Consider the following 17758-nt stretch of genomic DNA (forward strand, 5'->3'; position numbering starts at 1 on the left):
GAGAGTTTCTTGAGTCTGTTGAAGGTATTTGTTTACGGAACGCTCAAACCTGGGCAATGTAACTATCAACGCTACTGTGCCGGCAAGGTTGTAGCCGCTCAACCTGCAACTGTGTTTGGCCGGCTATTCGCCCTGCCGGTAGGATACCCGGCGATGACTGCGGGGGACGCTCTTATCAGCGGTGTGTTGCTTTCATTTAGCGATCCAACTGTTTTGCATGACCTGGATCGGCTAGAAGATTACGATCCTCACCGGCTGCCGGTACAAAATGAATATAACCGAGTGCAAATTGAGGTCTTTGACTTATCCGGTCAAAAGTTAGACCTTGCTTGGGTTTACTTAATGACACCCGAACAGGTTGAGCGCAGAGCAGGCGTGCCGGTGGCATCTGGCTGCTGGGTTGCCGGTGAATTCCCCGAAAATAAATGTGAGAACACGGATTTTTAAGCTCATCGCAAATCCGCAATCTCACATCTAAAGTATATTAAGTCTTTTTATTCGACTATTAATGCGCGAGTGATGACCGATTTTTCTGGAGTGGCCACCGGCGCTTTGGGAATTTCTACAACCGGGTTGTTAAGAGCAATCATCAAGCTGTCGTCAGACTCAAGGGTTTGAGGGGATTGCGCCATTTGGGGTGCAAAAGACTGCTGAGACGGGAGCATCCCCGACACGGCAGCGATGAACATAGCCGCCAGTGCCGCACCACCCCACAAGATGGCTCGCTTTGGCCGGCGATCAAGACGGGCAAAAACTTGCTCTACCGTTTCTTCAACACTTTGCTGTGCTGCCGGCACCGGCATTTTATGCAATCCTTGGCGCAGACTTAACAGCCGGCTGTACAACTGCTGTACCCTCGGATCATTGGCCAGCCATTCTTCAACTTGCCGGCGTTCTGCGGCTGTCACCTCGCCATCGAGGTAAGCACTCAATAATTCAAAACGGTCACGTTTTAGCGTATTCACGGCACCCATCAACTCAGCGTGATTAGCAAGTTTCCCATCTAGCAACTCCCCTTGGGGTTGCTTTCTAGAATCATCATTGAACTCAAAGTTAGGGGTCATTTTAACACCACCACCAACTCAAATTGGGGCAAAAACCCGGAGGAACGAACACAAGTTAATTTACTACCGATCATAGTGAAGCCATTTGCTATCTGGGGCCATCTATCAAAGGAACGATTAAACTAGGCGCTTAAGACCTAACCTTCCTACTTACCATCCAGATAGTTTTGTAATTGTAATTGCAGACGCTGACGCGCTCTAGCGATTCGTGACTTTACGGTTCCCAAGGATACGCCAGTAATTTCGGCGATTTCCTCGTAAGCCATTCCTTCAATCTCTCTGAGAACTATTGTAGTACGAAAAACTTCTGGCAAGTCAGCAATTGCTTCTCGCAGCTGATCGTAAAATTCTCTAGTTGTGAGATTTTCTTCAGGTCCGGGGCTGTCGGCTGCAATTTCCCAATCCATCTCGCCGTCCTCTAGCAGCCGGGGGGCATCTAGAGAGAGTGGATCGCGCACCCGTTTGCGCTTGCGTAATTCGTCATAAAACAAGTTTGTCGCAATACGACTTAACCATCCCCGGAACTTAACCGGATCGTTTAAGCGCTTAACATTACGATATACCCGAATCCAGACTTCTTGAGCCAAATCTGCCCGATCTTGCCAATCTGGAGCCAAGTGGTATAGAACTCTTTCGACATGAGACTGATGACGGCGCAGCAGTTCAGCAAACGCAGCTCTGTCAGGGTGTAGTCCATCCTGACACCGCAGCACTAAGTCGTAGTTAGAAAGTTTCTCAGGTGGAACTGGCACTTGAAGAACCGTTGGCTCACCCGTTGACCAAGATAAAGGAATAGAGTGACTCATGAGCAGTATTGGCTCTGTAACATTCCAGCTTTAGTGACGGTGCCATATTTAAGAAGTTCCTGCGAAAGTTACAAATACATTTAAACACGAGCGGGAAGCGCGTTTGCGTAGGTTATCCCCAGCCCAGTGTATCGACTGATTTTAGCAGCTGCCGGTGTTTTCTGCCTCACCGGCTCTAATACTAAGCCAACTGCTCGAATCATCTGCCCAAAGTTATTTTTTCCTTCTCACAAATGAACCGTGCTTTGGATTGGCGGCTTGTTTCGGCGATGCCGGTGCCGACTTCAGGCTGTGGCGATTCCTGGTTGGGGAGGATTATGCTCAGCAGAAGTGCAGAGTCAAGTTGGGAAGGACGGAAGATAGCCCAAGGGGATGTAGCGGCATGATTAGCAAAACAGGGTTAGGGATTAAAGATTTGTTGCAAGATCGGCGTTCACAAATTCTCGCGATTGCTGAAAAGCATGGAGCCTATAACGTGCGGGTGTTTGGTTCTGTGGCACGGGGAGAAGCAACCCAAGAGAGCGATATTGATTTTTTGGTTGACTATGTAGGAAAAATCACGCCCTAGTTTCCAGCAGGACTATTAGCTGAGTCATGGTTGCTCTTGAGAGGAGGTGCTGCTGGATTCCAAGTATAGGAGGCTGGCACGCTGCTTTACTGGTTAGGTTTGCTGCACCTCACTGATACAAATGCTATCGCTTACTCTGGCTCGATCTTTATATTTTAATCATCCTTAGAAATACTACGAAGACGACGCATCTCCTCTAACGTTTGCAAGAATGGCTCTGTTCCTTCACTGCTAATGCCAGCTTGCTCAAAAATATAGCCTGTAGTTGCCTTAATAGTTAATTCTGTGTTATTTATTTTATCGCCTGTTAGGCAAATCTGCTGCCAATCAGGATTAGATCTGTGCCAGTTTGTGCATTGCATTGCTTGCCTAAGAATTGGCTGCCATGTTTCTGGATTATTTTTCACAATCACTGATGCAGCGCCTGCAATTGCTTGCCAACCCAAGGATAGAGCACACAAATAGTTGTCTCGAATGAATCCTGGGACTGATTGCTTTTTCTTGCTATTTTGCTCTTGCTTTTCTTTTTCTATTATTCCATTTTGAAATTTCGTCCACACTGGGGTGGCGTCAAATATGACATTCCAAATATCGGCAATAGCTTGAGTAGTAGATTCAATTTCATTTTCATTATTTTTCAGTGGATCTAGACTTTTTCCTAATGCTTCTCTTAATCTATCATTGCAATTGAAGAGAACACTTAAAGTAATAATTTTGTCAGCAGATGCAGGCAAGGAATTATTGTCGTGATTAACGCGCTCCTTAAATATCGGTACAATTTGTTCAATTTTCTTAGTAATAATTGTCATTGTATCTCGTGTTTCAAAGGAGAGTCCTATCGTCTTGCTCACAGGCTTAGCATTCAGATTCAAATCACTGAATAGCTGCCTTACCAGTACCTTTGATTTGAAAAGCATGAGAACTACTGGTACTTTCTGACTAGCTAGATCTGGGTTTTCTCTAAGAGCTTCTTTAATCGAGGCTGCACGGTGTTGTCCATCTGCCGCGAATAAAAAGCAGCTACTATATATTTTTAGAGAACCAACTTGTGGGTCGTCTTTTGAAGGTATAAAATCGTATCCTTTCCCTTCAACTATTTCCGTAAAATTGCGCGGGATAATGAAAAGTGTCAATGCTGAATAAAAAGCATTAGCTCCATATAATAAGTAGGGGACTAGTTCCTTTCTAACTCTTGTCCAGCTTAACTTTCGCTGCATTTCTGTATCAGAAGCAAGTAGTTGATCAAGAACTAAATCTTCTGGTAATTTAACCAAAGAATCGATCTCACCATACTCAATAGTTGTTAGGTAGAAATTTATGTGGTTCTGTTCTCCTTTGATCACTGAGAAAGTATACGGCATAGTAGCTCCTAACTTAATAACTTCAAACCACGAAAAGAAGTCGGCTGGAAATAAATCAGATTGGCCAATTCAACCAGCCGACTGTAAGCATCCAAAAGATAAAATTTTCAGACGACTTCCATCAGCTTATCTTACAGATTGTTACTTTTGATTCTTTCCCTTGGACATTCGATCTTCAAAAACCTTGCGAAAATATCTAGCTGGATAGCGCACTTCCTCCTGCGAGGACTTCCGTATTAGCTGATCAAGGGCAAAACGGGCAGCATCAAGCACCTCCAAGTAAGCTGCTAAACCTCGATAGCGCACGTCCTCGGAAAAATACCTAGCTAGATAGCGCACTTCCTCCTGCGAGGGCTTCTGTATTAGCTGATCAAGGGCAAAACGGGCAGCATCAAGCACCGCGAAGTAAGCTGCTAAACCTCGATAGCGCACGTCCTCCTGCGAGGGCTTCTGTATTAGCTGATCAAGGGCAGAAAGGGCAGCATCAAGCACCTCGGAGTAAGCTGCTAAACCTGGAGCTTGCTGTTTTGGATTATAAGAAGGGTGCATAGGTTTCCTCTTTTCAAAATAATAAGAATGAGTGATGTTAAATCCTTTGATTTTCAAGGTTTACCGAGAGCGGTAGGCTCAAAAAATAGGTCACTTATTGAGGCAGAGAGATTATCGGCTTGACTTAACCTCTCCTTGTCTCATTATGGCACAGCTTTCTTAAAATGAGATGTTTTTTTAAAAAAACATCTATAAATATAATTTAGAGAAGTGTTTTACGCTAGAAACATCTTACGTGACTGGTAGAGCCTGTAATGCAATCTGCTCTACTGTGTAAGGATTGGGCAGCGTGAGGGAGAATAATCACAATTGCGTCTAATGCCGGCTCTACCCCCGCAGCCTTTAGCCAAACGATCAGCAGTTTTGTTCACACGCACCAATACTCACCCAACTGCTCGAACCATCTTCCCAATGCTCTTTTTTCCATATGGGTGCCTGATGTTTCAATGTGTCGATTGCATACCGGCACGCTTCAAATGCTTCTGAACGATGAGGAGAGCCAACTGCCACCAGTACGCTGATTTCCCCAATTTGCAACCGGCCTGTGCGGTGGTGGATGGCGACCCGATTCACATCTGGCCACGTTTTGCGGATCTCGGCAGCGATTTGCTGGAACACCCGCAATGCCATCGGTTCATACGCCTGATATTCCAAGGCAACCACCGGCTTGCCATCGGTTTTGTTGCGAACCGTGCCACTCATCACCACCACCGCCCCATTACCCGGATCGTCTGCTAGGGCGTAGACTTCTTCAAGGGACAGAGGCGCAAACGTTATGGCAAAGCTATCCCCGGCGTGGGGTTGAATGGGTGTGTTTAGGGGAAGTGTGGTTCCAAGATTCATCGCATTGAGCTAGTTAAGGGCTAGTGGATCTATTTTGCTTGATTAATGCCTAAATGACTGGAATTGATAGCGCTTTCCCCTTGCAGTTCGTTGATATTGCCGGCATTAAGCTTTCCCGCCACCCATGAGGTAGAGCAACGCCATGCGAACCGCAACGCCACTCGTTACTTGTTGGGAAATCAAGCTAAATTCAGGGTCATCCATTAAATCAGAGGAGATTTCAACCCCCCGATTAACCGGCCCTGGATGTAAAACTTTGACATTCGGTTTGCACAGTTTCAAGCGCTCACGCGTAATGCCAAACCGTTGATGATACTCCCGCAAACTTGGCAACAAATTTTGATCCATCCGCTCTTTTTGCAGGCGCAATGTCATCACAAAATCGGCATCTTGTAAAGCCGGCTCGATTGTCCAATGCAGAAAGAGTCTACCCGCTCTGCCGGTGCCGAAATCTGCAAATAGCTGGGGCACGAGGGTAGGAGGGCCGGCAAGATGCACCTCTGCGCCGGTTGCCGTTAAACTCCAAATATTCGACCGTGCCACCCGCGAGTGCAGAATATCGCCGACAATTGCAATTTTTTTGCCTTCAAGCAGTTCTAAATGAGGCCGGTCTGGGTCTAATAAAGAACAAATCGTGAACAGATCGAGCAATCCTTGTGAAGGATGTTCATGCTGGCCATCACCGGCATTCAGAATCCCAACGCGGGAGTCTAGGCGATCCATCTCATCGGCAATCGCTTGGGGCACACCGGCTTGCTTGTGACGAATCACCATCATGTCACATCCCATCGCCAGATAAGTCTTCGCCGTATCCAAAATTGTCTCCCCTTTGGTTAGGGAAGACGTACCGGGGGCAAAATTCAGCGTATCAGCCGATAGCCGCTTTGCTGCCAGTTCAAAGCTGCTGCGAGTTCGGGTGGAAGGTTCAAAAAACAAATTCGCCACCAATTGACCCTGCAAAGAGGGCACTTTCTTCAAGCGTCGAGAGAGGACTTCCTGAAAACTTGCAGCCGTTTGCAAGACAGTATTGTATTCCTCTGAAACAAAGTCAGCCAGAGAAAGAATGTGCCGGCGCGTCCAAGTCGTTGTAGCCATGCAAAAGGAGGGATGAAGGAAAAGAGAAAATGGAAAAGGGACAAGCGAGAATTCTTGCGGTTTCCTTTCTCTTTTTACTGGTTTGTGTCAGGGCTGTAAATGGAGGATGTTTAGAGATACCCAAATCAGCGACAGAAAAATCATAAACCCAACCGCATCTAGTAATGTAGTTAGCAAAGGGCCGCTGATCAGCGCGGGATCTAGCTTTAAGCGCTTGAGTCCCATTGGCAGAATGGTTCCTAAAGTAACCGCAACAAAGACATTAATTGCCATCACTAAGCCGGCAACAAATCCCACCCAGCGCGACTGAGGGGACGTCCAAATCAGGGAAAGCAGGATCAGAGTCGTTCCTAACGTGAAAGCCGTTCCCAGGCCGGCTAAAACTTCCTTCGGGGCAGAAAGCGCGGCTTCGTCCCCACCGCTGACATCCGCTAGTTTTTGGATATCCTCAGTGGCTTCTTCTTCAAGACTGTCCACCACATCGTCAATGGTGATAATTCCCATCTACAATATAATCTCCCACATCCACAGCCGGCAGTTGATTCAACTAGAATTTCAACTGATTTAAGTCACTACTATTGGAAATAGAAATAGGCGCTTCTTGAGTGACCATAAAACCTTCGCTATCTCCCCCGCGCTGGGTGGCCATGTCTCCCAGCACGGGGGAGTTTAATACTGTCAGCAGATGGACTTTGATCCATAAAATACGCAAAATTCAACATCAGTTTCGTCACAAAGAAACCGCTAAAATTTAGGCTAACTCTTAAGGGGTTAAAGGACAATCCGCTGTAGCACCTAAATAGACAAATCGACGAACTGATCATTTTTAACTGAGGCACCAATGAACACTAGCCACAAATATCTGACTGCCCTGATCTCCAGCCTGCTTTTAGTCGGCTTGGGTAGCTGCACCCCTCCTCCAGGCAACCTTGGCAGTAACAATTCCTTGCCGAATCCCACTCCCTCAAATACAGCTAGTCCCACAGCAAAGCCCTCCTCAGAAGAATCTAAGGGTGAAACTTTAATCGGCAGCCAGCCTTTAAAGGCGTCGTCTCAAAATACTGTGAATGTGACGGTTTATGAAGCAGATAGTCAATGTGAGAAGGTACTTCCTAAAAAAGTTGCGGTGCCGGCAGATAAACAACTGGAAACTGCGGTTGGGAAGGTGCTGGAAAAATATGATACTGGCGACTTTGATTTAGCCGGTTATCGTGTTAATGTTGAACCGGCAACGGGTGAGGCAACCGTCGATTTTCGCATTGCGCCTGATTCTAAACGCAAGCTTGTTTCTCTATCAAGTTGCGAACAATTTGCCTTATTCAGCAGTTTGAATAAAACCTTAACCAGTAACCCAGACTGGAAAATCAAAACCGTTCGTTTCACTGAACAAGGCAAAGAAATTCTGCTTTAAAGTCTGGAAACAGCCGCACACTTTGCGAGATACCACCGCCAAGGCAATTCAGCGCCGGCAGTGATACCGATGCGGGTTGTTTGCACAAAGCTGATTGCCCCGGAGGCCAAATCTTGCTGAAATTTAGGGCTACGATGCTCTAACCATAGGGGTTGGCCGGCACGTAGCTCTAAAGCGGTTAAACTCAGGTCAATTTGCAGCGCCAGGCAAAGTTTACCAGGGCCGGCGGCAAGGCGATCGGGTTTTGTAATTTGGCGCGAATCAATCCAAGGCGGCATTGTTTCCAGCAGCAAAGCACGAACCAGCACAGCACTAGGCACGCCGTCGAGATCGGTGACAATGTTGAAGCAGTGATAAATTCCGTAAATTAAATAGACATAGCTCATCCCTGCCGGCCCAAACATCACCTGATTGCGCGCGGTGCGTCGCCTGTAGGCATGACAGGCCGGATCTCCCGGCCCATAGGCTTCGGTTTCTACAATCATCCCTCGAATTGTTTGCCCGTCGGCCAACTGCCGTACCAGGGTGCAACCCAGTAAGTCTGGTGCTACTTCTGTAGATGGACGCGCCAACCACGAAGGTTCTACGATCAGCTCGGACTGCGTTACATTCATAGTAATTTGTACCTGAAGGGTTCGGGTCTTGTCTAAATTGCCAGACTTTTGCTCTAGACAGAGTTTGAGCGAATTTTTAAACAAGTACCTAGAATTTCTCTGGGCAATTGAAACAGACGAATTTGGGACAAAACATGGATGTCAAGTTAATTCTGCTGGTATTGACGGGTGTGTTTATCGTGGCAACGCTGTTTTTTGGCACGAAAAACGGATTCTATGATACAGATAACTACCACGGGAATGGCTCTGCCCATTGAAGCATAAGCTGATTTATCTCTTAGAGCTAACGAAACACCTCATTTGGGGTGTTTTTTCATGCCTGGGATAGAGCCGGCATCTAATCTCATGTCGCGTTGCCCATCCTTAATCTATTCTGGTAAGGGCAATCATCTTGTAGCCACGAGATCACTCGCGACTTTGGCATCCTCTTCCTAAAAGCCGATCACCCCTGCCGGTTTTGTAAACTAAAGTAAAGGGACACTCATAATTTTTGACAAAAGCAGCATGGATATTTATCAAATTAAAGCCGACCTCAAGAGTTCTGATTCTCAAGCCCGAATGAGAGCCCTCACCGCATTGAGAAGCTATGAATCGGAGGTTGCGGTTCCCCTGCTGAAAACGAAATTGCGAGATCCAGAATTTTTGGTGCGTTCGTTTGTGGCGATGGGATTAGGGCGCAAACAAACACCAGAAGCCTTTGAGGCTTTAATCGATCTGGTAAAACATGATAACGATTACAATGTGCGAGCTGAAGCCGCGAACTCTCTATCTCTGTATGGGGAAGCCGCCGTTCCGCATCTGCTGCAAGTCTTTCGCGCAAACCGGCACTGGCTGATCCGCCGTAGTATTTTGGCGGCTTTTATCGAAATGCCCTACCCCGATATTTTGTTAGAAGTGTGTATCGAAGCGCTGGCAGACTCAGACTTGACGGTGCAGGAGGGGGCGGTTGATGGATTTGGATCACTTGCCGGTAAGCCGGAACAAGCGGCAGGACTGCAACAACTGCTGAGGTTAGTTAGCTCAGATGAGTGGCGCATTCGCCTTCGAGTGGCTAGGGTTTTGAGAAGATTTAACGATGCAGATGCCAGGGATGCCCTAAGCCGGTTGAGAGTGGATGAGGATCATCGGGTTGTGGCAGCAGTGCTAGAAGGTTTACTTTAGCAGTTTGCAGCTTACCGGCTCATTAACAGCAAGCTACCCAGCGTTAGAACTGTGGCAATCAGCGCCAGCCAGATAAATCGATTGTCTTTTGTATTGACTTGGCTTAGATCGACCGGCTCTACTTCGGCTTTTGGGCGTTGAGATTTAGAGCTTTTAGCTGGGGGAATGCTGGTTTGGCGAGCGGTTGCCTCACTTTCATCCAAGGCAGTTAAGTCGGGGATTTGAACCAGCCATTCCGGACGGGTGTTTAGTCTAGGCGCTTCCAAGATGTAAAGCAACCGGCGTCCTTGTTTGCGGGTGTCTAAATGCGGGTGGTGAGTTAGCTGGTTGCAGAGGGCGATCGCTTCTGCACGTTGACCGGCTGCTTCGTAGGCTGTCACTAGCCAAATCTGCACGTCTCCCCCTAAGCTGGAAGTGCGTTCTACAAGGGCACTGGCTTTTTGTAAATGCTGCACGGATTGGCGATACTGGCCGCTCTCAAAGGCAATTTTGCCGGCTTCATATTCGGTTCGGACTAGCTCTAAAGTTTCGGAATTCATTGCAAATTAGGTGACTTGTTGGTTGCTCTTAAATGTCTTCTTAAAGTTTAAATTTTATTACCAAGGAATCTGGAAGATTTTTATTATAAGCTGTGTCTGGTTATTATAGATAACCTGGATATTTTTTGGATACGCTACTTTATTTTAACTCAAAATAGGGGATTCAATTAAAATTTGATTGAATTACCTATAGAAAAGATTTATGGTTTAAGCTGAAGAATTTTAAACTAAATTTAGATTAATAATTCCAAAAAAGCAAAGATAATTTATAATAACAGAATAAAAAATTTGGCTAAAAGAAGAAAGCATCAACGGAGAAATAAAGTCTGTGAGCGACTTATTAAAAGGGGTGAATTTATATCTAGTTGGGATGATGGGTGCCGGCAAAACAACGGTGGGGCGCATATTGGCCAAGCAGCTCGGCTACCGCTTTGTGGATACGGATGAGTTAGTTGAGCAGGTTGCCGGTAAGTCAATTGCAGAGATATTTGAGACGGAGGGGGAAGAAGCTTTTCGGCAGACGGAAACCAAAGTTTTGGGGGAAGTGGCGGCTTATAAAAAGTTAGTGATCTCCACCGGCGGCGGAATTGTGCTGCGGCAGCAAAACTGGAGTTACTTGCATTACGGCATTGTGCTATGGCTAGACGTGCCGGTGGAACAGCTTTATGAGCGTTTGCGCCAGGATACCAGCCGGCCTTTGTTAAGAGATCCTGACCCTTTGGCAAAGCTGCACAGCCTTTACGAGAGCCGGCAACGCCTATACGCACAAGCGGATGTGCACGTCATCAGTGGTGCCGGTGAGACGCCACAACAACTTGCACCGCGAGTGCTTGAGGAAATTCGCAAAGCTCTTAAATCGGACGTTGCTAGTGCGGCTGAGTCAAATTAATCAGCAATAAATCGCACCATCAAGAGATTGTTGAGCCGCACCCTCTGCCGATAAACTGCAATTCAATCCTGTTTGCATAATTCTTACCCCATGCTTTCCGAACACGAATACTTTCAGCAAGCTGAAGCCACGCGGGTGCGAGTGCTGAGTGAAGCACTGCCTTACATCCAGCAGTTTGCCGGTCGCACGGTTGTTGTCAAATATGGCGGCGCGGCGATGAAAGATGGCACGCTCAAAGACCAAGTCATCCGCGATATCGTTTTTCTGTCCTGTGTTGGCATACGACCTGTTGTGGTTCACGGCGGTGGCCCGGAAATTAACAGCTGGTTAGATAAACTAGGCATTGAGCCACAATTTAAGAACGGTTTGCGCGTTACAGACTCCGCCACGATGGATGTCGTGGAGATGGTTTTAGTTGGTCGGGTAAATAAAGAACTGGTTTCTCTGATTAACCGTGCTGGCGGACAGGCAGTGGGACTGTGCGGCAAAGATGGTAACTTGTTCAATGCACGTCCCGAAGGTCAAGAAGGCATTGGCTTTGTTGGGGAAGTCACCAGTGTGAGAATCAATCTTTTAGAATCGTTGGTTAACGGCGGTTATATTCCCGTTGTCTCTAGTGTGGCGGCGGATTTAGAAGGTCAAGCTTATAATATCAACGCGGATACGGTTGCCGGTGAACTTGCGGCTGCTTTAGGTGCAGAAAAGTTGATTTTATTGACCGATACTGCCGGCATCTTGAAGGATTATAAAGACCCATCAACGTTAATTCCCAAGTTGAGTATTCAAGACGCACGAGATTTGATCGATACTGGTGTGGTCGCCGGCGGGATGATTCCCAAGGTAAAATGTTGTGTGCGTTCACTTGCCCAAGGCGTTAAGGCCGCTCATATTATCGATGGTCGCCTTCCCCACGCCTTGCTGTTAGAAATCTTTACTGACACTGGGATCGGTTCGATGATTGTGGGGTCTGAGTTTACCGCTTAAGTTGCCAGTGCCGGTGATGTCCCTAGCTGGCAGAATCGCGCCGGCACTGCTATCGTTATTTTGTTTTTTCCAGGTGAGAAGCCAGAACAATGGTTGCACTAGCGCTGTGCCGGTTTAAATTTTCTTTAAACTATCTAAGAACACTCCCCATTCTGCCCTATAGTACCGAAGGCTCGTCAAACTGCCGAGCTTATGCGGGCAGCTGTTCAGACTGGAGTTTTAAATCAAATGAGCATTCCTTTAATTTTAGATATTGCTGTCGGTTTAATTTTTATTTACTTAATATTAAGCCTGCTCGCTTCCGAAGTTCAAGAACTGATCACTACCTTGTTACAGTGGAGAGCGGAACATTTAAAAAAATCTATAGAAGTGTTAATCGCAGGCGGCAATGATGACAGTGCCAATGCTCAAAAAGCTCGAACTCTTGCCAATTCACTTTACGATTATCCTTTGCTGAGAAACCTTAATCAAGAAGCAAAAGGACGGCTGGCAAAAGCATTCCGCCGGATTAGTGACGGGGTCATTAAGCTCGGTCGCCAAATGCTGCCAAAAGATAAAAATGTTTTTGGGAAGAAAGACAGCGGCCCTTCTTACATCCCTGCAGAATCCTTCGCCCGGACGCTCATTGATGCTTTGAAAATTAAACCCCTAGCTCATATATTAAGTATTTCTAGAGTTGAGAAATTTAAACAAGATCGATTGCTGGAAAAAATCGTCGCCGTTGTCACGGAAGCAGACATTTCTGAAGACAAGAAAACCATCTTTGAAAAAGAGCTGAATAAGTTCGATCAAAGCCTTGAGGAAATTGTCGCTGATCTCAGATCGGCAACAACCACTTTGGAAATGAGCATTGAACGAATGTCTGATAAGCTGGATACCTGGATTGGCAATTGCGAGATAGGATTGCCGGCAGATGATCCATCGAGCCAAATGTTTGTAAGCCGGCTTAAATTATTGAAGCAAGATATTTTTTGTGAAAATGAAAGAAGAGTCTTGCTGGGAACGCTGAAACCCAAATTGGAAGAAGTGATGCAAGTCATTACCAGAAGTCCTGAGCTTTATTCGGAATTTGAAAAAGCAGTTAAAGATAAAGACAGTCCTACCTACACAGACATTTCAAAATTAATCGATACCTTACCTGATTCTCTCAAAGCGAGTATGGTTGAACTCACCAACCGCGTGAAAAGTGGAAGTGCCAGCATTGAGGATGATATTAGTCAACTGCAAATTCAAGTTGAAACTTGGTTTGATCGCTCACTGGATCGAGCGTCTGGGGTTTATAAACGCAATGCTAAAGGCGTGGCAATTTTAATTGGTTTAGTTGTTGCTGTGACTGCTAATACCGATACATTTCATATCGTTGAGAGTTTATCAAAAAATTCTATTTTGCGGGAAACAATTGCTAAACATGCTGAGCAGAAGGTGAGCCAAAATTCCAAGGAAACACCAGTAATTTTAGCCGATCTCAAAAAAGAAATGAGAAAGACACTTTCAGACGTTTCTATACCAATTGGTTGGAGTAAAGCGAATCGGGATCAGCAATTTAGTAAAGAAGACCGGAAGATTTTTTATCTCAAGCAAATTGTAGGTTGGATCGTGAGCGGCTTGGCGATTTCTATGGGTTCCTCCTTTTGGTTTGGTTTGCTGAACAAAATTGTGAATGTCCGCAATACCGGCAAATCCGACTTCCCTAAACATGAGCAGCAAATTGTACCTGAAGTAAGGGAGTAGCGATTAAGAGCAAAGTGAAAAAGTTAGGAGTGCCGATGCCAGATTTCCGCATCTAAACTGCAACCAGCAGAGGGTTAAATTTGGGGCTAAATTGTCACGGGTGAGCCTGGATTCTCTCCTAATGCTTCCCCTGTGGAAATCATAACTTTTTTTCTATCGCGCGATAGATTTATAACGTAATAAGCTACATATTAAGACTGAAAATTCTCTCGACATCTGGCTGCTGAGAAGAGCCAATAGGAACTTCTCAAGACATAACCTGACAAAGAACATCTTAATCCGTGATCTAGCTCACAGTAAATTTCTTAGATTTCTCGATAAAGTGAAGATAAGTTAGGCAGTTAAGAGGCATTCTTTGGTCTGGCAACAGCTCTTTTAGGTAAAACAACGGTAGAAGCTGAAGACGTAGCTGTGAGCGCCAGCAGAACGAACTCCACTCGCAAATTGCTGTAACTGGCCGATTACTATCAGAGGATAACCCTCAAGAGTATAGCTTACCTGATTGGCAAGCATGATTCTGTTTGAGGCAAGTGCCCAACAGGTTCGTCCTCAAATGATAAATTTTCTAAAGTGATTGTAAAGAACGGAGCAAGTTTAGTAAAAAATTGCAAAAGAGTAATAATTTTCAAGGCATCTGAAAGGTGAGTTCTGAATTGTGGTCGCTGGCTTTTACTGTGTATCAATCTAAGGATGGGGGTTCGGGGAATGGACGAGTTAACTAAACATCTAGAGCAACGCAATGCGGAACTAGAGCAAAAGGTTGCTGAATTGAGCCGGCAAGTTCAGCATAAAGACTTGCGCCTTAAAGAAGCCATGACACAAATGAAGCAGCTGCAGGACCATCTGGTTCAGATGGAAAAGATGTCAATGTTGGGTCAGATGGTTGCCGGTATTTCTCATGAAATTAATAACCCGATTAACTTTATTTACGGGAATTTACCGTATGTAGAGGAGCATATAGAAGCGCTGTTAAAGGTGATAGATGTTTATCAATCGGCTTATGAAATGAAGGCTGCCGTTGAGGATGTGCTTTCAGAGGTGGAGCTAGATTATGTTCTAGAAGATTTGCCGCGCATTGTTGAGTCAATGAAGCTGGGTGCAGAAAGGATTCGCGAATTGGTTCTCAACTTACGAAATTTCTATCGCCTGGATGAATGCCAGATGAAAGAAGCGGATATAAATGCCGGCATTGAAAGTACGCTGGTAATGTTGCACAACCGTTACAAGCAAAAAATTGAAGTTGTGCGGCAATACGGCGAACTGCCGCCGGTGGAATGCCACATTAATCAGCTAAGTCAGGTGTTTATGAATTTGCTGAGCAATGCTATTGATGCGTTGCTGGCAAAAGAGGCAAAAAATGAGCAGTCGGATGAAGAAATGGCTGCCGGCGCTTCTAGCAAAAAGCAAATTGCAATTGCTACACAGCTGGTGGGTACAGACCGAATTTCTATCAGTATTTCTGATAATGGGCTAGGGATTAATCCGGAAGTAAAAACACGCGTATTTGAGCCGTTTTTTACAACGAAACCGATAGGCGTTGGCACGGGATTGGGATTATCTATTTCCCATCAAATTGTCACGGAAACTCACGGCGGCAAAATTTACTGTTTTTCAACATTGGGCGAAGGCACAACTTTTATTGTAGAGCTGCCGGTGTGTCAGTCTAACAGACGCGAGGCTGAAGAATTGTCATTAATAATGAATGAGCCGGCAAAAACATTTAAAAGATGAAAATAACTTGCAGATCCAAGGTTGATTCTTGGCGACTAATTTCTATTTGACGGATAAATTCTCGGAAGTAAAATCGACGCTCGGATTCTGAGAGATCTAACCAAAATTGCGGGATAGAAACAGCCTGGGCAATCTCACGTAAATTCACGGGCGGCAGTTGAGCGAGCCGGCTTTGCAGTTCAGAAATTTCTGTGCGGAGTTTGTAGGCACGTAATTCTGCGGTTTCTGTGTCGAGAATGCCGGCTGCGGTGAGGCTGGGAAGCTGAGAAAGGATGTCTTGTTTAGTTGCAATTGTGCCGACAATTCCACTTTTGATTTTATCCATATCTGGCATATTGATGCCGGCAACTGCACGAGGTAAATCTCGACAAATTCCCTCAATTGTTTGCTCCAAAACTTGCTCGTAAGGAATCGCTTTACACTTGGGTTGTTTAGGGCAGCCGGTGGGGCGCAGATAGAGATATTCCCGATCTTTGCGAAAGGTGGTAACGCGAGACACCGTCATCGATGAGTGGCATTCGCTGCATATAACCAAGCCGGAGAGAGAACGAGGCGCACTGGCGGTACGGGGAGGCATTCGCCGGTTGCGGCGCAAAATTCGCTCGACTTGGGCGGCTTCTTCCCGTGAAATAATTGGGACGTGGGTATTAGAAATAACTTCGCCATTTTGGTATTCTAAATCGCCGCGATAAACGGGATTTGTTAGCCACTGCCGACCTGTAGAAACCGAGATTTTCTTACCATGTTTTTGCTCTAAATAGCGCACAGCACCGCGCAAAGAACCGTAGAGGAGAAATTGTTCAAAAAAGTCTTTAACCACCGTCGCAGCACTGCGATCAAGGGCATAGCGATCTTTGCCTCTGCGGTATCCGTAGGGGGCTTTACCAGGAGGTGGTAAAGCTTTAATGCGATTGCGGGCGTGTCCCTGACGGATGCGTCGGCTACGCTGATTTTGCTGGATTTCATTAAGCAGTTGGAGTAAGTCTGCTTTTTTAAGTTCTGAGTTCTGAGTTTGTATTTCTGAGTTTGTAGCAATCAGTTTGATGCCCAAAGATTCAATTGCAGCTAAGTGAACGCATACATCCTGCACTGAATCGCCCAGTTCTTCTAAACGTCGAATTAATAAATAGTCAGGGGTTTCGTTTTGGCAATCTTGTAAAAGTTGCTGAAGTTGTGCCCGTTCGCCTAAGTCTTGATAAACGCGATCCACTTCCCAACCCCAGATAAAGCGATCAGGTGCCGGTTCAAACAGAGGATCGGTGTAAGAATAAGCAATGATTTTCATTGCAAAATTAATTGACCCAATCGCTTTAAAATGCTCAGGACGTTGTAGAAATCTTCTTTTCCTCGTCGAAGCGTGAATTCATAGGAATAGACATAGTGCGGTGTGCCTTGTTTAGACAATTTTAAGAAAATAAAATTACTGCCATTTGTGATAAATCCAAAGGCGGGTTTTTCTGTGGCGGGGTTAGCCAGCATATAAGCCAATGCTTGTGGCATTGCCGGTTCAAGGGATAAGCCACCGCGTTTAGATTCGATGACGAGTACCCACAATTGATTTCGCAAGACTAAAACATCTATGCGTCCCTGAACAACTTCGTCTTCATCCTCAACAGAGATTTGCACCGGCACTTCCACTTCGACTTTAAAGGGAGGTTGGTAAAAGCCCGCTAGATCCAGCAACGGCGATAGCACCACCATTTGCACCAGGCTTTCTATCATGGGACGACTCTGAGTTAAGTGTAAATAATTGCTCTTAACTCTATCTAAAGTTTGTTTTTCTATATTAGAAAATTCCGGTAAAGTCGTTGACCATTCTGTAAAAAATTGCTCATTATAAGTGCATTGTAGATTGAACTTTTCTTGCAAATCTTCCAGGGAAAGATTACTAGCTGGAATTGCTTGAACCATAACATTAGTAAAATGTGAGGTTTTTGAGTTATTGTTTATTATCTCATGCCGGCACCGTTCACTCGCTCAGCTCAATAATGTTACCATCTGGATCTTGAGTAAATAACGCTGCGCGACCGGATGCACTCATTTGGATTGAGCATCCATGAGCGATTAACATCTCTTTCGCAGCTTCTAAATTAGCAACTGAGAAAGCGAGGTGCCGATTGCGCCCCAACTTCTCAGAATTGATTTGAGTTGAAGAAATATCTGAAGTGACAATCAAGTGAATTTGGAAGTTTCCAACTTGATACCAAGCACCAGGAAATTTTAGAACTCGTTCTACTTTTGGCAGCCCTAGAACTTTCCCATAAAAATGCTCAGCTTGTTCAAGTTCAGAAACGATTATTGCAGCATGAAGACATTGAGTGATTTCCATAGCTGTATTGAGTGATCACAATGACTAATTAAGTTGGTCTGGGCGTAAGATAGTGCAATAGCAATCGTAACGCTGATCTAACT

Annotated in this window: 22 protein-coding genes and 1 pseudogene; 10 read left to right on the plus strand and 13 right to left on the minus strand. The window is 45.5% G+C overall.

Annotation, left to right across the window (positions count from 1 at the left end; all coding sequences use genetic code 11):
- The first annotated feature begins 9 nt into the window (after window positions 1-9).
- Window positions 10-447: a gamma-glutamylcyclotransferase family protein gene (locus H6F56_RS24190; protein WP_190674099.1), complete on the plus strand. Its 438-nt coding sequence runs from the start codon at window positions 10-12 to the stop codon at window positions 445-447.
- 47 nt (window positions 448-494) lie between these two features.
- Here the strand turns inward: H6F56_RS24190 and H6F56_RS24195 are convergent, their stop codons facing one another.
- Window positions 495-1064, minus strand: a complete 570-nt coding sequence (locus H6F56_RS24195; RefSeq protein ID WP_190674103.1) for an anti-sigma factor family protein — start codon at window positions 1062-1064, stop codon at window positions 495-497.
- 146 nt (window positions 1065-1210) lie between these two features.
- Complete coding sequence (locus H6F56_RS24200) at window positions 1211-1870, minus strand: sigma-70 family RNA polymerase sigma factor (RefSeq protein ID WP_190674106.1); 660 nt, start codon at window positions 1868-1870, stop codon at window positions 1211-1213.
- Between the two features lie 233 nt (window positions 1871-2103).
- Between H6F56_RS24200 and H6F56_RS24205 the strand changes: the two genes are divergently transcribed.
- Window positions 2104-2256 (plus strand): hypothetical protein, encoded by a 153-nt coding sequence (locus tag H6F56_RS24205; protein ID WP_190674109.1) that lies wholly within the window; start codon window positions 2104-2106, stop codon window positions 2254-2256.
- Window positions 2253-2414, plus strand: a pseudogene (locus tag H6F56_RS24210) (nucleotidyltransferase family protein); the annotation flags it as partial. The gene H6F56_RS24205 and the pseudogene H6F56_RS24210, both read left to right, overlap by 4 nt.
- A gap of 179 nt (window positions 2415-2593) precedes the next feature.
- On the opposite strand, the gene H6F56_RS24215 reads toward H6F56_RS24210, so the two are convergent.
- From H6F56_RS24215 to H6F56_RS26600, 6 genes are all read right to left on the minus strand, one after another.
- On the minus strand, window positions 2594-3799 hold the full coding sequence (locus H6F56_RS24215; RefSeq protein ID WP_190674116.1) for a DNA sulfur modification protein DndB: 1206 nt from the start codon (window positions 3797-3799) through the stop codon (window positions 2594-2596).
- A 141-nt stretch (window positions 3800-3940) separates the two neighbouring features.
- Window positions 3941-4348 (minus strand): hypothetical protein, encoded by a 408-nt coding sequence (locus tag H6F56_RS24220; protein ID WP_190674119.1) that lies wholly within the window; start codon window positions 4346-4348, stop codon window positions 3941-3943.
- Between the two features lie 354 nt (window positions 4349-4702).
- Window positions 4703-5191 (minus strand): molybdenum cofactor biosynthesis protein MoaE, encoded by a 489-nt coding sequence (locus tag H6F56_RS24225; RefSeq protein ID WP_190674122.1) that lies wholly within the window; start codon window positions 5189-5191, stop codon window positions 4703-4705.
- A gap of 105 nt (window positions 5192-5296) precedes the next feature.
- Window positions 5297-6286 carry an aspartate carbamoyltransferase catalytic subunit gene (locus H6F56_RS24230; protein WP_190674125.1) on the minus strand — a complete coding sequence of 330 codons (990 nt, stop codon included), beginning with the start codon at window positions 6284-6286 and terminating at the stop codon, window positions 5297-5299.
- Between the two features lie 87 nt (window positions 6287-6373).
- A complete protein-coding gene (locus tag H6F56_RS24235) occupies window positions 6374-6790 on the minus strand; it encodes a magnesium transporter (protein WP_242032154.1) in 417 nt (138 codons plus the stop codon).
- A 43-nt stretch (window positions 6791-6833) separates the two neighbouring features.
- Complete coding sequence (locus H6F56_RS26600) at window positions 6834-6998, minus strand: hypothetical protein (protein ID WP_190674128.1); 165 nt, start codon at window positions 6996-6998, stop codon at window positions 6834-6836.
- A gap of 129 nt (window positions 6999-7127) precedes the next feature.
- Between H6F56_RS26600 and H6F56_RS24245 the strand changes: the two genes are divergently transcribed.
- Complete coding sequence (locus H6F56_RS24245; RefSeq protein ID WP_190674131.1) at window positions 7128-7697, plus strand: sporulation/spore germination protein; 570 nt, start codon at window positions 7128-7130, stop codon at window positions 7695-7697.
- Here the strand turns inward: H6F56_RS24245 and H6F56_RS24250 are convergent.
- Complete coding sequence (locus tag H6F56_RS24250; protein WP_190674135.1) at window positions 7694-8311, minus strand: DNA-3-methyladenine glycosylase; 618 nt, start codon at window positions 8309-8311, stop codon at window positions 7694-7696. The genes H6F56_RS24245 and H6F56_RS24250 overlap by 4 nt on opposite strands.
- 134 nt (window positions 8312-8445) lie before the next feature.
- On the opposite strand from H6F56_RS24250, the gene H6F56_RS26995 reads away from it, so the two are divergent.
- Together H6F56_RS26995 and H6F56_RS24255 are read left to right on the plus strand one after the other, a co-directional pair.
- Entirely contained in the window at window positions 8446-8568 is a 123-nt protein-coding gene (locus H6F56_RS26995) for a hypothetical protein (protein WP_255513773.1), read from the plus strand.
- 247 nt (window positions 8569-8815) lie between these two features.
- Complete coding sequence (locus H6F56_RS24255) at window positions 8816-9472, plus strand: HEAT repeat domain-containing protein (protein ID WP_190674138.1); 657 nt, start codon at window positions 8816-8818, stop codon at window positions 9470-9472.
- An 11-nt stretch (window positions 9473-9483) separates the two neighbouring features.
- On the opposite strand, the gene H6F56_RS24260 is transcribed toward H6F56_RS24255, so the two are convergent.
- Window positions 9484-10011 (minus strand): hypothetical protein, encoded by a 528-nt coding sequence (locus tag H6F56_RS24260; protein WP_190674141.1) that lies wholly within the window; start codon window positions 10009-10011, stop codon window positions 9484-9486.
- 328 nt (window positions 10012-10339) lie between these two features.
- Between H6F56_RS24260 and H6F56_RS24265 the strand changes: the two genes are divergently transcribed.
- From H6F56_RS24265 to H6F56_RS24280, 4 genes are all read left to right on the plus strand, one after another.
- Window positions 10340-10900, plus strand: coding sequence for a shikimate kinase (locus H6F56_RS24265; RefSeq protein ID WP_309236626.1), 561 nt, complete (start codon window positions 10340-10342; stop codon window positions 10898-10900).
- Window positions 10901-10990: 90 nt separating this feature from the next.
- Entirely contained in the window at window positions 10991-11884 is an 894-nt protein-coding gene (argB, locus tag H6F56_RS24270; protein ID WP_190674143.1) for an acetylglutamate kinase, read from the plus strand.
- Window positions 11885-12112: 228 nt separating this feature from the next.
- Complete coding sequence (locus H6F56_RS24275; protein WP_190674146.1) at window positions 12113-13615, plus strand: hypothetical protein; 1503 nt, start codon at window positions 12113-12115, stop codon at window positions 13613-13615.
- A 705-nt stretch (window positions 13616-14320) separates the two neighbouring features.
- On the plus strand, window positions 14321-15346 hold the full coding sequence (locus tag H6F56_RS24280; protein WP_190674150.1) for a sensor histidine kinase: 1026 nt from the start codon (window positions 14321-14323) through the stop codon (window positions 15344-15346).
- Here the strand turns inward: H6F56_RS24280 and H6F56_RS24285 are convergent.
- The 3 genes from H6F56_RS24285 to H6F56_RS24295 are packed head-to-tail and all read right to left on the minus strand — an operon-like array spanning window position 15336 to window position 17675.
- Window positions 15336-16631 carry a recombinase family protein gene (locus H6F56_RS24285; protein WP_190674153.1) on the minus strand — a complete coding sequence of 432 codons (1296 nt, stop codon included), beginning with the start codon at window positions 16629-16631 and terminating at the stop codon, window positions 15336-15338. The two genes, H6F56_RS24280 and H6F56_RS24285, sit on opposite strands and share 11 nt — an antisense overlap.
- Window positions 16628-17257 carry a type I restriction enzyme HsdR N-terminal domain-containing protein gene (locus H6F56_RS24290; RefSeq protein ID WP_190674158.1) on the minus strand — a complete coding sequence of 210 codons (630 nt, stop codon included), beginning with the start codon at window positions 17255-17257 and terminating at the stop codon, window positions 16628-16630. Before H6F56_RS24290 ends, H6F56_RS24285 begins: the two co-directional genes overlap by 4 nt.
- 58 nt (window positions 17258-17315) lie before the next feature.
- Window positions 17316-17675: a VOC family protein gene (locus tag H6F56_RS24295; RefSeq protein WP_190674173.1), complete on the minus strand. Its 360-nt coding sequence runs from the start codon at window positions 17673-17675 to the stop codon at window positions 17316-17318.
- Window positions 17676-17758 lie beyond the last annotated feature (83 nt).

The sequence above is a fragment of the Microcoleus sp. FACHB-672 genome, assembly GCF_014695725.1.
Taxonomy (GTDB): Bacteria; Cyanobacteriota; Cyanobacteriia; order Cyanobacteriales; family Oscillatoriaceae; genus FACHB-68.

What these genes read in the sequence shown, in the direction of transcription:
- H6F56_RS24220 (WP_190674119.1), bottom strand. Translation starts at nt 4,348, where the DNA reads ATGCACCCTTCTTATAATCCAAAACAGCAAGCTCCAGGTTTAGCAGCT.
- H6F56_RS26995 (WP_255513773.1), top strand. Translation starts at nt 8,446, where the DNA reads ATGGATGTCAAGTTAATTCTGCTGGTATTGACGGGTGTGTTTATCGTG.
- H6F56_RS24215 (WP_190674116.1), bottom strand. Translation starts at nt 3,799, where the DNA reads ATGCCGTATACTTTCTCAGTGATCAAAGGAGAACAGAACCACATAAAT.
- argB (WP_190674143.1), top strand. Translation starts at nt 10,991, where the DNA reads ATGCTTTCCGAACACGAATACTTTCAGCAAGCTGAAGCCACGCGGGTG.
- H6F56_RS24295 (WP_190674173.1), bottom strand. Translation starts at nt 17,675, where the DNA reads ATGGAAATCACTCAATGTCTTCATGCTGCAATAATCGTTTCTGAACTT.
- H6F56_RS24250 (WP_190674135.1), bottom strand. Translation starts at nt 8,311, where the DNA reads ATGAATGTAACGCAGTCCGAGCTGATCGTAGAACCTTCGTGGTTGGCG.
- H6F56_RS24255 (WP_190674138.1), top strand. Translation starts at nt 8,816, where the DNA reads ATGGATATTTATCAAATTAAAGCCGACCTCAAGAGTTCTGATTCTCAA.
- H6F56_RS24195 (WP_190674103.1), bottom strand. Translation starts at nt 1,064, where the DNA reads ATGACCCCTAACTTTGAGTTCAATGATGATTCTAGAAAGCAACCCCAA.
- H6F56_RS24290 (WP_190674158.1), bottom strand. Translation starts at nt 17,257, where the DNA reads ATGGTTCAAGCAATTCCAGCTAGTAATCTTTCCCTGGAAGATTTGCAA.
- H6F56_RS24235 (WP_242032154.1), bottom strand. Translation starts at nt 6,790, where the DNA reads ATGGGAATTATCACCATTGACGATGTGGTGGACAGTCTTGAAGAAGAA.
- H6F56_RS24225 (WP_190674122.1), bottom strand. Translation starts at nt 5,191, where the DNA reads ATGAATCTTGGAACCACACTTCCCCTAAACACACCCATTCAACCCCAC.
- H6F56_RS24230 (WP_190674125.1), bottom strand. Translation starts at nt 6,286, where the DNA reads ATGGCTACAACGACTTGGACGCGCCGGCACATTCTTTCTCTGGCTGAC.
- H6F56_RS24200 (WP_190674106.1), bottom strand. Translation starts at nt 1,870, where the DNA reads ATGAGTCACTCTATTCCTTTATCTTGGTCAACGGGTGAGCCAACGGTT.
- H6F56_RS24280 (WP_190674150.1), top strand. Translation starts at nt 14,321, where the DNA reads ATGGACGAGTTAACTAAACATCTAGAGCAACGCAATGCGGAACTAGAG.
- H6F56_RS24275 (WP_190674146.1), top strand. Translation starts at nt 12,113, where the DNA reads ATGAGCATTCCTTTAATTTTAGATATTGCTGTCGGTTTAATTTTTATT.
- H6F56_RS24260 (WP_190674141.1), bottom strand. Translation starts at nt 10,011, where the DNA reads ATGAATTCCGAAACTTTAGAGCTAGTCCGAACCGAATATGAAGCCGGC.
- H6F56_RS24285 (WP_190674153.1), bottom strand. Translation starts at nt 16,631, where the DNA reads ATGAAAATCATTGCTTATTCTTACACCGATCCTCTGTTTGAACCGGCA.
- H6F56_RS24245 (WP_190674131.1), top strand. Translation starts at nt 7,128, where the DNA reads ATGAACACTAGCCACAAATATCTGACTGCCCTGATCTCCAGCCTGCTT.
- H6F56_RS24205 (WP_190674109.1), top strand. Translation starts at nt 2,104, where the DNA reads ATGAACCGTGCTTTGGATTGGCGGCTTGTTTCGGCGATGCCGGTGCCG.